Source organism: Fictibacillus sp. WQ 8-8 (assembly GCF_024494405.1).
Taxonomy (GTDB): domain Bacteria; phylum Bacillota; class Bacilli; order Bacillales; family Fictibacillaceae; genus Fictibacillus_C; species Fictibacillus_C marinisediminis.
Genome location: NZ_JAMXKG010000007.1, coordinates 65,046 through 79,547, shown reverse-complemented (window position 1 = coordinate 79,547; position 14,502 = coordinate 65,046). Strand labels below are relative to the sequence as shown.

15 protein-coding genes and 1 pseudogene are annotated in these 14,502 nt (G+C 42.1%); 5 read left to right on the top strand and 11 right to left on the bottom strand.

Going from position 1 to position 14,502, the window contains the following annotated elements:
- Nucleotides 1-18 precede the first annotated feature (18 nt).
- Nucleotides 19-1,479, top strand: coding sequence for an amidase family protein (locus M1K46_RS16515; protein ID WP_256226996.1), 1,461 nt, complete (start codon nt 19-21; stop codon nt 1,477-1,479).
- A gap of 53 nt (nt 1,480-1,532) precedes the next feature.
- Here M1K46_RS16515 and ltaE read toward each other — a convergent pair whose 3' ends face one another.
- The gene (ltaE, locus tag M1K46_RS16510) at nt 1,533-2,573 is read right to left on the bottom strand and encodes a low-specificity L-threonine aldolase (protein ID WP_256226869.1); all 1,041 of its coding nucleotides are present in this window, start codon (nt 2,571-2,573) and stop codon (nt 1,533-1,535) included.
- An 86-nt stretch (nt 2,574-2,659) separates the two neighbouring features.
- The gene (locus tag M1K46_RS16505) at nt 2,660-3,481 is read right to left on the bottom strand and encodes a vanadium-dependent haloperoxidase (RefSeq protein WP_256226867.1); all 822 of its coding nucleotides are present in this window, start codon (nt 3,479-3,481) and stop codon (nt 2,660-2,662) included.
- 152 nt (nt 3,482-3,633) lie between these two features.
- Here M1K46_RS16505 and M1K46_RS16500 point away from each other — a divergent pair, with 152 nt between their 5' ends.
- The gene (locus M1K46_RS16500; RefSeq protein ID WP_256226866.1) at nt 3,634-3,909 is read left to right on the top strand and encodes a YciI family protein; all 276 of its coding nucleotides are present in this window, start codon (nt 3,634-3,636) and stop codon (nt 3,907-3,909) included.
- A gap of 49 nt (nt 3,910-3,958) precedes the next feature.
- Here M1K46_RS16500 and M1K46_RS16495 read toward each other — a convergent pair whose 3' ends face one another.
- Together M1K46_RS16495 and M1K46_RS16490 are read right to left on the bottom strand one after the other, a co-directional pair.
- Nucleotides 3,959-4,243 carry a hypothetical protein gene (locus M1K46_RS16495; RefSeq protein ID WP_256226864.1) on the bottom strand — a complete coding sequence of 95 codons (285 nt, stop codon included), beginning with the start codon at nt 4,241-4,243 and terminating at the stop codon, nt 3,959-3,961.
- 10 nt (nt 4,244-4,253) lie between these two features.
- Complete coding sequence (locus tag M1K46_RS16490; protein ID WP_256226862.1) at nt 4,254-5,030, bottom strand: class I SAM-dependent methyltransferase; 777 nt, start codon at nt 5,028-5,030, stop codon at nt 4,254-4,256.
- A 107-nt stretch (nt 5,031-5,137) separates the two neighbouring features.
- Here M1K46_RS16490 and M1K46_RS16485 point away from each other — a divergent pair, with 107 nt between their 5' ends.
- From M1K46_RS16485 to yjcZ, 3 genes and pseudogenes are all read left to right on the top strand, one after another.
- Nucleotides 5,138-7,312 (top strand): MMPL family transporter, encoded by a 2,175-nt coding sequence (locus M1K46_RS16485; protein ID WP_256226861.1) that lies wholly within the window; start codon nt 5,138-5,140, stop codon nt 7,310-7,312.
- Nucleotides 7,313-7,465: 153 nt separating this feature from the next.
- Nucleotides 7,466-8,044, top strand: coding sequence for a glycerol-3-phosphate 1-O-acyltransferase PlsY (gene plsY, locus M1K46_RS16480; RefSeq protein ID WP_256226860.1), 579 nt, complete (start codon nt 7,466-7,468; stop codon nt 8,042-8,044).
- A gap of 243 nt (nt 8,045-8,287) precedes the next feature.
- Nucleotides 8,288-8,497, top strand: a pseudogene (gene yjcZ, locus M1K46_RS16475) (sporulation protein YjcZ); the annotation flags it as partial.
- 105 nt (nt 8,498-8,602) lie between these two features.
- Here the strand turns inward: yjcZ and M1K46_RS16470 are convergent.
- From M1K46_RS16470 to M1K46_RS16440, 7 genes are all read right to left on the bottom strand, one after another.
- Nucleotides 8,603-9,340, bottom strand: a complete 738-nt coding sequence (locus M1K46_RS16470; RefSeq protein WP_256226858.1) for an exonuclease domain-containing protein — start codon at nt 9,338-9,340, stop codon at nt 8,603-8,605.
- Entirely contained in the window at nt 9,318-10,430 is a 1,113-nt protein-coding gene (locus tag M1K46_RS16465; RefSeq protein WP_256226857.1) for a DUF294 nucleotidyltransferase-like domain-containing protein, read from the bottom strand. Before M1K46_RS16465 ends, M1K46_RS16470 begins: the two co-directional genes overlap by 23 nt.
- A gap of 5 nt (nt 10,431-10,435) precedes the next feature.
- On the bottom strand, nt 10,436-11,728 hold the full coding sequence (locus M1K46_RS16460) for an ammonium transporter (protein ID WP_256226856.1): 1,293 nt from the start codon (nt 11,726-11,728) through the stop codon (nt 10,436-10,438).
- Between the two features lie 162 nt (nt 11,729-11,890).
- On the bottom strand, nt 11,891-12,322 hold the full coding sequence (locus M1K46_RS16455) for a BrxA/BrxB family bacilliredoxin (protein WP_248252704.1): 432 nt from the start codon (nt 12,320-12,322) through the stop codon (nt 11,891-11,893).
- Nucleotides 12,323-12,399: 77 nt separating this feature from the next.
- Complete coding sequence (locus tag M1K46_RS16450) at nt 12,400-13,050, bottom strand: NAD-dependent epimerase/dehydratase family protein (RefSeq protein ID WP_256226854.1); 651 nt, start codon at nt 13,048-13,050, stop codon at nt 12,400-12,402.
- 77 nt (nt 13,051-13,127) lie between these two features.
- The gene (locus M1K46_RS16445) at nt 13,128-13,706 is read right to left on the bottom strand and encodes a cysteine hydrolase family protein (RefSeq protein WP_256226853.1); all 579 of its coding nucleotides are present in this window, start codon (nt 13,704-13,706) and stop codon (nt 13,128-13,130) included.
- Nucleotides 13,707-13,728: 22 nt separating this feature from the next.
- Nucleotides 13,729-14,409: an MgtC/SapB family protein gene (locus M1K46_RS16440; protein WP_062232066.1), complete on the bottom strand. Its 681-nt coding sequence runs from the start codon at nt 14,407-14,409 to the stop codon at nt 13,729-13,731.
- Nucleotides 14,410-14,502: the final 93 nt, after the last annotated feature.

Here is a 14,502-nt window from a genome sequence, read left to right as displayed (position 1 = left end):
AAGGGTCTTCTGATGACCATGGTCAATCATTCAACATTTGTTCTTGAAGAAACAACGATTGCTGACATTCAGAATGCTATTGATCGCCAAGAACTAACATCTGTGCAGCTTGTATGTCTTTACCTTAAACAAATATCCCTTCACAATCACCGAGGATCTAATATTAATGCCGTGATCGAGGTCAATCCCGATGCTCTTCATATCGCAGAATCGCTGGATGCCGAAAGACTGCAAAAAGGAAAACGCGGTCCTCTCCATGGTATACCTGTTCTGCTAAAGGACAACATCAACACAGGTGATGCGATGCATACCAGTGCCGGTTCACTAGCCCTTGCTGATTCCTATGCTGACGAGGATGCTTTCATAGCAGTTAAACTTAGGGAGGCTGGTGCAATCATACTTGGAAAAACGAACATGACCGAGTGGGCCAACTTCATGACAGAAAACATGCCAAACGGCTTCAGTTCCCGTGGTGGACAGGTTCTAAACCCATATGGCCCAGAATCGTTTGATGTCAGTGGTTCAAGCTCAGGCTCTGGAGCTGCTGTGGCTGCAAATTTTGCAGCAGCTGCGATCGGAACAGAAACTTCCGGATCTATCCTTTGCCCCGCTTCGGCAAATAGCATCGTTGGCATTAAACCTACTACAGGATTACTCTCGCGTTTCGGCATTATTCCCATCTCGTCTAGCCAGGATACGGCCGGTCCGATGGCCAGAACGGTTACCGATGCGGCAATACTGCTCGGTGGCATGACGGGAGTGGATAACAGGGATCCAGCAACACACAAATCTATTCACGCATTTGAAACGGATTATACTAAACATTTGAAGGAAACAGCGCTTAATGGTGCAAGGATCGGTGTTTCTTACCATTTTTGCACAAAAGAACTCTCTTCTTCTGAAAAGGAGCGTTTCGATGAATCAATCGAGGTCATCAAACAGCAAGGGTGCGAAATCGTAATCATCGACTCTGCCACCCCTTTAGAGCATGTGGAATGGGACTATAATGTACTTCTGTATGAGTTTAAATCAGGAATCAACCATTATTTACAGCAGCACACGCGGCTTGATTCCATCACTTCTTTAAAAGATATCATTGCCTTTAATAACGCTAATGCAGCAAAATGTTTGCGCCATGGACAAGTTCTTTTGGAGGAAAGTGAAAAAACATCGGGTACACTCACTGAATTTGAATATTTGGAAAACCGGATAAATGATCTTCGAAAATCCAGAGAGCTGGGGATTGATAAAGTGATAAAGGAATTCCAGCTGGATGCCCTGCTTTACCCTGGAGATACAGGATACGGTTTTTCGGCTAAAGCAGGATACCCATCGATCAGTGTGCCTGCAGGCTATGATGAAAACGGCAGGCCGATCGGTATTGTCTTTACCTCTCCAGCCTTTAAAGAACCAGAGTTAATCGGGTTTGCCTACTCTTTTGAACAAGCAACAAAGCACAGAATCACCCCAAAACTCTAATCAAAAAAACCAATCCCTTTGTTAAATCGGGATTGGTTTTTTTGTTTTGACCGTTAGTGAAGGATAACTTTTGCTGATACGATTTTTGAGATCTTTTCGACAGCCTGTTCGATATCTTTGATGGATATTTCATAATGTGTTGTAAAACGTATGGTTTGTGGTCCAAAAGCCACAGCCAGGACTCCTTCTTCTTTCAATAACTGTAAAAAATGGCTGGTAGAAAACCCAGTTTGTCCAATATTAACGAGCACTATGTTCGTATCGACCCTGTTCTCCACAAAAAGTGCTGGCTGTTCCGCCAGGCTTTGCGCCAGCTTTGTCGCCTTTACATGATCATCATGAAGACGGTGAGTCATCTTCTTTAGAGCGATCATTCCTGGAGCCGCAAGGACTCCCCCTTGCCTCAGTCCGCCTCCAAGCCGTTTTCTCCATTTTCTTGCTTTATGAATAAATGAAGCAGAGCCAGCCAGGATAGAACCTGCCGGAGCACCCAGTCCCTTCGATAAACAGATTTGTACAGTATCACAATGTGATGAAAGTTTCTTTACGGATAAATTGCATGCGGCAGCTGCATTAAAAAGCCTGGCCCCATCAAGATGTACAGGAATCTTATTGGTCCTGCATATTTTATAGATTGCTGCCATGTCTTCTGCTGAAATAACTGCCCCTCCAGCTCGATTGTGTGTATTCTCCAGACAAACAAGGCTAGTCTCAGGATGATGAATATCTTCGCTTCTGATCGCCTGTAATAAGTCCTCAGGCTGTATCGATCCCCTTATCCCCATTAGCGGACGTGGCTGAATCCCCGCAAAGGCGGAAGCAGCCGCCGCTTCATACATAAAAATGTGAGAATCTGCTTCCATGATAACCTCACTGCCTGAAACAGAATGGGTCAGAATTGCTACTTGATTCCCCTGGGTCCCGCTCGTAACAAAGAGCGCATTTTCTTTTCCAAGGATTTCTGCAGCTGCTTCTTCTAACGCATTAATGGAAGGGTCTTCACTGTATACATCATCCCCTACTTCTGCTTCATACATGGCCCTGCGCATTTCTTCGGTGGGTTTCGTTACCGTATCGCTTCTTAAATCAATCATGGCCAGCCTTCACCTCCAAATTTTCTTTTTATCTATAGTAACATAGTTATCTGACAATTAAATAAAAAACTCCCGGCATCGGGAGTTTATTTAATATGGCGATCCAAAACGGATTCACAGTGCTGGCAATCGTCCAGCGGACTGGCATAATAAGTGGATAGATTCGCATGCTTGTTGCTCTTCTGAACTTCAACCGTGATTTTTTGATAGTTCAAGGAGGAGACCACAAATTCACCAATTTGAGTACCCAGTTTAACCCCCTCTTCATTATCGGCATGAAAATGCACTCCTGCAAATAATCGGGAAGCCGCATCTTCTTCAGCTATACCATGCAATTTCTCTGCTTCGTGAGGAAAAAAATGAGAAAGAATTGTGTTTGCGCAACCAGCTACTGCTGCATGCCCAGAGACATACGAAGGGAAGCGCGGAGTGCATATGACGGTTTTCAGAGAAGGATCAAGCTGTATTGGCCTTGCGACATCCCAGAGATATTTGTAATGCCAGACGACACACAACGTATCAGAAATACCCAGATGCAACGCAGACAGCAAACGTGCTGCAAGAGGGGGCGAAAGCTGATAAGCGCTGATCAGTTTTCCTGCCACCATTGACCAGTTGGATGTCGGCAGCCCTGCATAATATTTCGCTATTTTTTTTTGCTTGGCAGTCAGTTTATTTAATGTTGATCTAACGATTGTTAACTCTTTGCCTGTAAAATCAACTTCCGATGGGTCTTTGATCTCCCATTCAATAACTTCTCCTTTAAAATCCGTAAACTCTCCCCTTCTGTTTCTTCTTAGGAAATAGGTCGGCCAATTGCCTGCGGTCGGTTCCACTCCAACTGCTTCTCTCTTCTCAAATTTTTTGTACAGTGAATTCCAGGTCGGATACGTTACGTGTTTACCCATACATCTCCTCCAATGTCCTAAAAATCAGCTATATAAATTAACCATATGGAGGAAACGAAAAATCTTTCTTGAAATTTTGCAGTGTGAATGACTTTTCTTTTTGAGGAATTCCTTACATAATAAAAGAGATTAAGAATTTTAGGAGGTCGAACATGAACTATTATGCTGTACGTCTACCGATACTGGATGAAGAAAAGAGCCGCGTTTACCGAGAGGATCATTTGAAATATCTTGAAGGTCTTGTTGGTCAGGGAAATATCTTTACATATGGAAGATTTACTGACGGCACTGGGGGCCTTGTTATTTATAAAGCAAAAGATCTTGAGGAAGCTGCTGCTCTAGCAAAGCAGGATCCTTATGTATCCTCAGGTGCAAGGGATTTCGTAATTAATGAATGGGCAATGAATACAGACGTTCTGCCCCGTTAATAAGATAAGTGCAAAAGACACAAAAAGGCCCAGTAAGCAGAAGAGCTGTTTACTGGGTTTTTTCACGAATATAGCGGATGAACCCTTCTTTGGATCCATCATTTGTCAGAAGCTGCTGAACATAATAAACATCATTAAGAGGGCCGTTCTGCTCAAATGAAGCAATCAATCCACAGGACCGGGGATCGTCAGCTAATTCCTGATACCAAGTCTGAGCTTTTAATTGATCCATGTAATCTTCGAGGTCAGGGTCTTTTATTCTGAAAATATGTTTTTTAATGAAACCTGCAATCCCAGCCCCTGCTAAAAGCAGTAAAAGCAATCCTGTTATCATTTGAAACTCCTTAATTAGTTAATTCGATAACCGCATAATGAAATTTAGAAGATGGCCTTTTAATAACCGTAAATCCAAACTGCGAAAACCTGGTACTCTTAAAATGGTCCTTTAAAACGACCCTTTGACTTGCCACACGTTCGGCCTCATTTATCGTTTCTTCTGTTATAGGCACATAGGCAGCCATACCCTTTAAGCCTTTGAGCCCTGGCGAGTCAATGGATTCCTCAAACATCGGATCAAAATAAACCACATCGAACGAATCATCAGGAAGGGTTTTCAAATAGGAAAAGTGGTCTTCGTTCAAAATGGCGATTCGTCGCATCGCATCATCCATCTCGTTAATACCGCTTTCCCAGGTGACAAGTCCGCTTTCTACCAAAAAAGCGATATAGCGGTTTTTTTCGATGCCAACCACCATACCGCTGTTTCCGACAGCCAGACTGCAAACAATGGCGTCAGAAGCCAGTCCAGCTGTACAGTCCAACATGGTCATTCCCTTTTCAAGCCTTGCTGCTGAAAGTAAGGGATCCGTTTCACCGCGGAGTATTTGTTTCACTCTAAACATGGAGGAATTCGGATGAAAAAAAAGCGGTTCTGATTGTCCCAGTGGATGAAGTGTTAATTTTTCTTTGCCAACCATTAATATATGGTCATTAAATTGGGTATGTAAGGAAGATATGGATTGATTTTTTCTGGAAACCAGCCTGCCATGTACCATTCGGTTTATTTTTTCTGCCTTTTCTATCAGTTTATCATCAAATTTTCCTGCTGTAGTCACAATCATATCCACGTCACCTGTTACCTTGTTTATTTAATCTTTTCATCTATATCACATTTACCGGTAAAGGGCAATATTCAGCCATCGTTGTATCTCTTAATAGGAGGAAGAAAATGAGAGACAAGGGCATCTTTCAAATGATTGGAAAAGGGGCTTTTAAATACCGCAAGCTCATTATCGTATTTTGGGTTTTAGCGACAGCAGCATTCAGCATGCTGGCCATTAAACTTCCGGATTCATTAAGCGGCAGCGGCTTTGAGATGGAAGGTTCATTCAAGAAAGTTGAAAATATAATGCAGAAGGACTTTAACCAGCCAAAATCGTCTGTAATGATTCTGTTTAAATCAAGTAATCTCTCACCTGATGATCCAGTATACAAGAAGACGGTAGATGAGACTCTGAGAAAATTGCAGTCTGTTGATCACGCAGTAAGTGTAACGTCCCCCTATGGGTCACCAAAAATGATTCAAGGGAAAATAGCATACGCTACCGTGAATTTTGATAAAAGCTTTGATGAATTAAAGGATTCAATCAAGCAGATTCGGAAAAAGACGAAAAGTACAAAGGATATGCAGATTGGGATTACAGGCGGACCAGTGATTGCAGAAGATATGAATACCGCCAGCCAGAAGGATCTCGCCCGAGCGGAAGCGATCGGCCTTCCTGCGGCACTGATCATATTGCTGCTGGCGTTCGGGGGATTAATCGCAGCCGGGTTGCCCATAATCATCGGCTTGGTCAGTGTGGTCTGCGCTATGGGGATTCTTTTTCTGATTGGCCAGGAGTTCAGCTTAACCATATTCATCCTTAATGTAGTGCCAATGATCGGGCTCGCCCTAGGTATTGATTTCGCACTCCTGCTCGTTAATCGGTTTAGAGAAGAACTTGAACGTCAGAGTATTGAGGACGCAGTTGTCATCTCGGTACTTACTGCAGGAAGATCCATTGCTTTTTCAGGATTTTGTGTGTTTCTGGGTCTTTCAGGGATGCTGCTGATTCAGATTGATATCTTCAGATCCGTTGCACTCGGCGGAATGGTCGTCGTCATTATTTCTGTTATTAACGCACTCACATTTCTTCCTGCTGTTTTGGCAGTACTCGGTAAACGAATTAATTCTTTTATGCTGCTGAGGCGAAAAAACGGCCGTTCAGGATGGAGAAAATTTGCTTCATTCGTGATGAAAAGACCTGCAATCATGCTTATATTTTCAGTAGCGATCTTAATGTTGGCCCTAATCCCTGTCCATGATTTAAAGCTTTCTATCCCTGAAGCCGAGTCTCTTCCGCCTCATTATGAATCAAGAATTATGTTTGAGCGATTTGAAGACACGTTTGGCAAGAAAGAATTATATCCTGTAACCATTGTTGCTGATGCCGGCGGAAAGGTATTGACCGACCGCCAATTATTGAACACCGAAAAGCTCGTTAAGCGGCTTGAAAAGGAAAAAGCAGTAGAACATGTTGACTCCCTGTTTTCCTACACAGGAAGCCTGACACCGGCTGAAATTCTTGCAACCACCAAAACTAAACAAGGCAGTGAAAAACTGAAGCCTGTTTTAGATCGCTATGTAAAAAACGATAAGACAGTGATCAGAGCTTATCTTTCAATTGGTGTCACTTCAGAAAAGGCAAAAAAATGGGTGAAAAAATGGGAGGGCAAAGAGAATGGATTAGAGCTGATCCTCGGCGGACCCACAAAGTTTAATCAGGAGATTTTTGATGAAATCATTAATAAAACACCAGACGGTCTATCCATTGTCCTTTTATCGACTTTTGTTGTTCTTCTCATCGCCTTTCGATCGCTATTTATCCCTTTAAAAGCCATTTTAATGAATGTTATAAGCCTTTCTGCGACATTCGGAATTCTCGTGTGGATTTTTCAGTGTGGTTACTTAATGGATCCTGTCAGTATAGGTTTGATGATCCCAGTCTTTACGTTTGGTATTGTGTTTGGTCTCAGTATGGATTATGAGGTTTTCCTGATTTCCAGGATTCAGGAAGTCTATCAGGAAACCGGTGATAATGATAAAGCGACATTGGAAGGTTTAACGTCAACCTCCAAAATCATTACATCCGCGGCAGCCATCATGATTGTCATTACGGGATCGTTCGTATTTACAGATGTTATGCCTGTAAAACAAATTGGTATCGCCATCGCACTCGCCATTCTTATTGATGCCACACTAGTCAGAATGATCCTCGTCCCCTCATTAATGAGACTGATGGGCAGATGGAACTGGTGGCTGCCCTTTCGAAGGAAAAATATAGCGAAGAACCATGCTCATTAAAGCATGGTTTTTTTAGGTTCAGCTTTTCCCGTTCCAGCTTCAGTGCTTGCCGGACCAAAACAGACACTACAGCATTTCAATCTAAAAAACATCTGTTACCTGGAAGCGATTGCATATATAATAAGAAGAAAAGACAGGCAGAAGGTGAATCATTTGATACTTTTAATTTTGGTCTTATCTTATATCATTGGTTCCGTTCCTTTTGCGCTCATCGTAGGCAAATGGAAGTATGGAATTGATATCCGCGAGCATGGCAGCGGAAATTTGGGAGGTACCAACACCTTCCGTATCCTTGGAAAAAAAGCGGGTTTCATCGTAACGATTTCAGACATTCTTAAAGGGACACTTGCAGCCTCCCTTCCGTTGCTGCTGAATACGGATTTGCATGTCCTGTTAGCTGGAATACCGGCTGTTATTGGACATTGCTACCCTCTTTTCGCAAGATTCAAAGGCGGAAAAGCAGTGGCCACTTCTGCGGGAATCTTGTTATTCTATGCACCGTTAATGTTCTTGCTTCTTATTGCAGTCTTCTTTATGGTACTCTACCTTACGAAATATGTTTCTTTATCTTCACTGGTTGCTTGCATGGCCGCAGTATTATATGGAATCGTTGTCCACGATATTTTATTAATAACCGTTATGTCTGCATTCTTGCTCTTTTTGCTCTATCGGCATCGAACGAATATCGGCAGAATTATCGCAAAAACCGAACCGAAAATTAAATGGCTATAATGAGCGTTCCATCCGGAATGCTTTTTTTATTTTCAAAAAATCCGCATTTGTCCGTTACCGAGCAGGGCGAACGTACATAGGCTGTATGGAGATATATACCTAATATTATTTAACGACGGAGGGACAATAATGGAAAATAAAAAAATAAATGTACCCATGGCACCTGTTAATAAACCAGTAAACACCCCTTTAAATATTCCTATGAATGCACCGGTAAACGTGCCGGTTGCACCCGGCAAGGCGATCTATGATCACCATCACCTCGGACATCACCATTACCTCGGACATCACGGTTACGACTACGGATATGGATGCGGGTATGGGTATGGAACTGGATACGACTACGGAACAGGTTATGGATTCGGCGGAGGAAGGTACGGCTATACATTGATTATTGTGCTGTTTATTTTATTGATCATTATTGGCTGTTCTTGTTGGTCCGGCTTTTCTGGAGACGAATGTTGCGAAAGCAGCAGCAGCAGCAGCAGTAGCAGACGCAGTAAATAAGAATTTTTAAAAAAAGAAAGCGGGGAAAATTTTCTCCGCTTTCTTTTTGATTTATTTGATATAAACGTAAAGATCTTCAAGTGTCTCGATCCCTTTTTCTCTGCTAAGGTCCAATAGGCTTCTCCAAAGATCAACCATGATCAAAACATCTCCTTGAGCACTATGTCTGTTGCAGCAATCAATGTCAAAGTAAGAAGATGCACTGTCCAATGTTGGAAAAGCAGATGAACCTACAAGTTTTTCTGTAATCAATGCCAATTCAAGTGATGGCTGTTTTAATGAAGAACGGTATCGTTTCCACAAGTAATGGTTAATAAAAGCTACATCATGTGAAATATGATAACCGATTATCACTCCGCCCGAGAGAAAGCGAAAGATTTCTTCCGCTTTCTTATCCAGCGTTGGAGCGTTTTTCACATCGTCTTCAATGATTCCGGTTAAACTTCTGATCTCGTCAGGAATTTTGACAGAAGGATTAATGAATTGGTGGTATTGTTCAATAATCGTCGAATTCTTCATCTTTGCGGCGGCTATTGAGAATATTTGATCCCCATGTTCCGGCCTGAAACCTGTTGTTTCAGTATCCAGAATAATAAATAGAACGTCATCCAGCTTTGTTTTTAAATCAGCTCGTTTGGAAGCCTTCTCTTTCAGGATTTTTCTTATCCAGGCTTCATGCTGAAAGGAACCAGGATTTCCAGGAGGGACTTCTTCCCGATTCAATCCAAGATTGAATAATCTATGCATAATATACTTTAGATTTCTTTCAGATCCCGGCTGATTGTTCAAAACTTGTTCCTCTCTTTTTGATCTGTTTTTGGATCAGTTTGGTCAGTTTCATTGTGCGTTTAAGCTGCTGAGCCGCTTTAGAATCCATAGTAGCCAACCATAAATGATAATCAAGTCTATCATCCATTTCCTTCAGATCCATCGAGTGAGATAACCGCAGTTCCAATAAAAAATCATAAGCCGCAACGCATTCATCTATCTGTGAAGAGGAAAAACAGCCTTTCTCGTTCAGACCGAAGATTCGTTCTCTTGTAGACTGGGCGCCTTCTCCATACAATACCGACAACAATTTAATGTTATTGGTAAACGGAGCGAATACTCCTTGTTTCAAATCGAAGCGCCCTGCAAATTTCCCCCAGCGTTCTGTAAAGATCATTCCGAAGATATTAATCGGTATTTCGTGTGAAGTTACGAGTTCTGCCATTTTTTTGAGGATAAATGGCCGCTGGCGTATTTCCTGAACAAACCATTCCCTTAAGCGATACAGAGGTTCAGGGAAGCCATAAACTGGCTTTGTATCCAGCATGATCATCATGTATTTCAAATCATCTTCTGATCCTTTATTTAAATAGGAGGATAGCAGATCTTTCCACTCCTCATCACTATTCCTCCATCGAAGGTTGGACGCCATCACGTTTCCCTGGCATAAGGGATAGCCTACTTCAGCTAAATAATGGACAGCCGTCCGGGAAAATTCTTCAGCAAAAGCCTCAACCTCTCTCTTATCTGCATGACCAGTCTGATAGATTAGCCCATTATCCTGATCTGTCCATATCGTTTGTTCGTGTCGTGCACTCGATCCCATACTGAAGAAGCAATATCTTTCTCCAGGTGCTGTCCCTATAGTCTCTCTTGTTGTATCGTAAGCAAACGAAACAGCCTTACGGGTTAAAACATCGTGAATATCGTTCAGTGAATTGTATCTGTTATTAATAGAGAGACCGGAAGCTTCCAGCCCTTGAATAAACGGAATGATCTCCTCATGAATCTTCCTAAGTTCCTCCAGTGCAGCAGCTTTCTTCACTCGTTCTTTCATCTCATGAACTGTCACCGTGTCTTGGTATTTCGATTCATCAAAAAAATTAAGCATAATAATCAGTTGGCTTTCTGAGTAATTGCCGGATCTAAATGCTCAGGGTATCCATAGGAACCATGTTCACTGATATCAAGGCCTGAAATTTCCTGCTCAGGTGTAACCCTTAATCCGAAAAGTTTCTTCAAAGCAAATAATAGAATAAAAGAAACGATAGCTACATATCCAGCAGCACCAATTACTCCTACTGTCTGAACGAAAAGCTGATGAACTCCGCCGCCATAAAAAAGACCTGCCTTTCCGACACCAGTTTGCTCTACTAGGCGCGGCGATGCGAAAAATCCGGTTGAGATCGTTCCGATGATTCCAGCGATACCATGAACCGAAAAAGCATAGATCGGGTCATCAATACCTTTTCTCTCAAAATATATAGAAGTCCAGAATGTAAATGCTCCCGCGAAAACACCGATCACGATCGCTGCCCATGCTTCCACAAAAGCGCAAGCAGCCGTAATGGCAACTAATGCTGCGAGCACTCCGTTTACCATTGCTGGAATATCCGCTTTTCCTGTTAATAGCTTTGAAGTCAGAATAGCGCCGATTGCGCCAGCTGCTGCGGCAAGGTTGGTTGTTAAAGCGATATAACCGAAGAATCCATCCGCTGTCCCCATTGTGCTTCCCGCGTTGAATCCAAACCATCCAATCCACAGGATGATGCCTCCAAGAACAGTGTAGACCTGGTTATGGCCAGGGATGAGATTTGGTGTGCGATCTTTATTGAATTTTCCAATTCGAGGACCTAAAAGCAATGTAGCTACAAGTGCAGCGATCGCACCTTGAAGATGGACGACAGTTGATCCAGCAAAATCCTGCATGCCCATTTTCCCAAGCCATCCTCCTCCCCAAACCCAATGGCCGATGATCGGATAAATCAAAACAGTAAACACTGTTCCGAAGATAAAATAGACGGATAGTTTTGCCCGCTCAGCAAATCCTCCCCATGCGATTGCCAATGAAACACCTACAAATGCGAGTTGAAATAAAAATTTAAGAGAAAGCGGAACATTGGCCCAGGACAAGGAATCAAACGTTTTGCTGTCACCGTGCAAGAGCCAGCCCGTCGTTCCTAAAAAGCTGTTCCCTTCCCCAAAGGTAATGCCAAAGCCAGCTGCCCAAAAGGCAATTGTAGCAATAGCAAAACTTAATATCTGTTTTCCTGCAACATGACCCGAATTTTTCATTCGGGTGGATCCTGCTTCTAAAAGTGCGAATCCAGCTTGCATTCCAATTACTAAAATCGCAGCAACCATTACCCATAAAGAATCAATGAACATCAATACTGTACTTTCTTTCATGTTATCTCTCCACCCTTATCATGTCATGTTTTCTAACATCGTTAGATATACTATATGACATGAAAATAAAAATGGCAATTGTTTTCTGAATATTTTCTCAAAATTAGTTGTGAGATTGATTTTTTAAGCACAAAAAAAAGAACTCAAAATGAGTTCTTTTAATTATTTATTATTTTTCTCATAGGCGGTTACAAGATTCTCTACAATTTCTTCTGCGCTGTGGTTCTCAATATCGTGACGATGGATAAAATGCACTACTTCTTTTCCCTTTAAAAGTGCCATGGAAGGTGAAGAAGGAGGGTAACCTTCAAAATAATCTCTCATCCTTGCCGTTGCTTCTTTATCCTGGCCTGCAAAAACTGTAACAATGTTATCCGGTTTTGCTGCATGATTCAAAGAGTAGATCGCAGAAGGCCTGGCCAATCCAGCAGCACATCCGCATACTGAATTAATAAAAACGAGAGAAGTCCCTTCTGTATTCTCCATAAAACGATCAACTTCTTCTGGTGTTGTCAGTTCACTAAACCCTGCATTTGTAAGCTCATTTCTCATCGGCTGAGCCATCTGTCTCATGTATTCTTCGTAAGCGTTCATTTTATCCCTCCAAATAGATCTGTACACTAATTATAGCTGATTCCGTTGACGGAATAAACTCATTTATCTTTTACCTTTTACTTTGCCATCTCTTCTGATTCAATTACAGTATTACCTTTTATATTCCCTTGAGCAAACTCGTACATGGAACGCGCAACCAAATTCCCTGAAACAGGCAGATACTTTCGAAGTTTCCCTTTGAACAGAAAAGATAAGGAGTTGGCGAGCCATTCTCCTGCTTTTTCTCCCGTCCTCCACTCCTCCCGGTTCCCTGTTAAAAGTGAGGGGCGGAAGATTCCAACACAAGGAAGAATTGCTTTCCTTACGGCTTGTTCCATTTCTCCTTTTACACTGCTGTAAAAAAACCTGGAATCTGGCTTGGCACCTATGGCAGAGATTACGAGAAAGCGCGAAGCACCATGTTCTGCGGCAAACTGAGACATCATCACGGGATACTCAAAATCAACTTTTCGAAAGGCTTCTTTCGTTTTGGCCTTTTTTATCGTCGTCCCTAAACAGCAAAAGATATCATCTGCCGTAAAAAATTGCTGATAGGATGGAAGTTCGTCAAAATTAAACTGCTTTTCGATGAGTTTTTTATGATGAACGCCTGTTTCATTTCTTGTTAACACGATGACTTGATCATAGTCATCACTGCTGACAAGCAGCCGGAGAAGTTCTTTTCCTACCAAACCGGTTGCTCCCGCAATCAATGCTGTTTTTGGCATGTGATCATTCCTTCCATATGATCTTGTGACCTGAGACAATTAAAAAGGCGGAGCTGGCCGCCCGCCTTCCAAACGAATCAAAATATTGAAGTAAATTGGCTGTCCTTAATTACCTTTGCGCCTAAAACGTTTGTAAAATGCTGGAGTGCCCATTGGTGCCCTTCCGAATTAAAACTTTGCACAGCATCCTCGTGAATCACAATTTTATAGCCCTTATTGTAAGCATCAATAGCTGTATGAAGAACACAGATGTCAGAACATACTCCAACGAGATGCAGCTCTGTAATGTTTCGTTCTCTAAGTTTAAGATCCAGATTGGTACCCGCAAACGCACTGTATCGTGTTTTATCCATCCAGTAAATGTTGATTTTTTCCTGTGCAGTTAGAGAATCAGCAAGTTCACCAAGTTTTCCATATTGCTCCCGGCCTTTCGTTCCTCTGATGTTATGAGATGGAAACAGGCGGGTCTCTGGATGATAAGAATCTTCTTCTTCGTGGAGATCAACAGCAAAAACAACAAAATCTTTTTGTTCAATAAAATGTTTTGTTATTGTTGTAATCCTTTTTTCTATGGATTGACCTGGAACTCCGCAAGTCAGCTTTCCAACGTCTGCTACAAAATCATAGGTATAATCTACAATCACTAATGCCTTCATTCACAGGGCCCCTTTTATGAAGTTAGCTCAACGTTTCAATTTCTACGTTTTGAACTCCTTTTATCTCTTTAATATCATAATAAATGTCAGTTGTATATCTTTTTTCATAAATGCTCAAGGTAAGCTCCATTTTACTTGTGCCATTGTCCAGGTCCTTCACACGAACATTCAGGATCTTTAATTGTTTTTGTTTGATTTCTTTTACCATCTCAGTCATGTTCCATCCATCCGGCACAATAATGCGAACACGGGCTTCTTTTTCTCTCAGCGTTTTGGGGCCCATCCATTTCATGATCATTGGAATTAACTCAACACTGATTAGGATCATAAGAGCTCCAGCTGCTGCTTCTAAATAGAAACCTGCACCTGATGCTATTCCCAGCCCGGATGCTCCCCAAATCATTGCAGCTGTAGTCAGTCCGGAAATTACATCATTGCTTCTCCGTAATATCACCCCTGCTCCAAGAAAACCGATCCCGCTTACGACCTGTGCAGCCAGACGCATTGGGTCCATCATCGTTCGCCCTGTTAATTCAGAGAAGCTCTTCGCTGACTCGATGGAAACGATCGTTAATAAACAGCTGCTGATTGAAATCACCAAACAGGTCTTTAACCCGACAGGTTTTCGCTTAAGCTCTCGCTCGAGACCGATAACTAATCCAAGAAATGCCGAAATGCCAAGTTTAATTAAAATCAAGCTCAATGCTTCTCACCATCCTTCTTTCCTTCTTCCTATGTATATGTAAGGTAAATATCCTAAAAATACTATAACCTTAAGCTAACATCAACTTATATC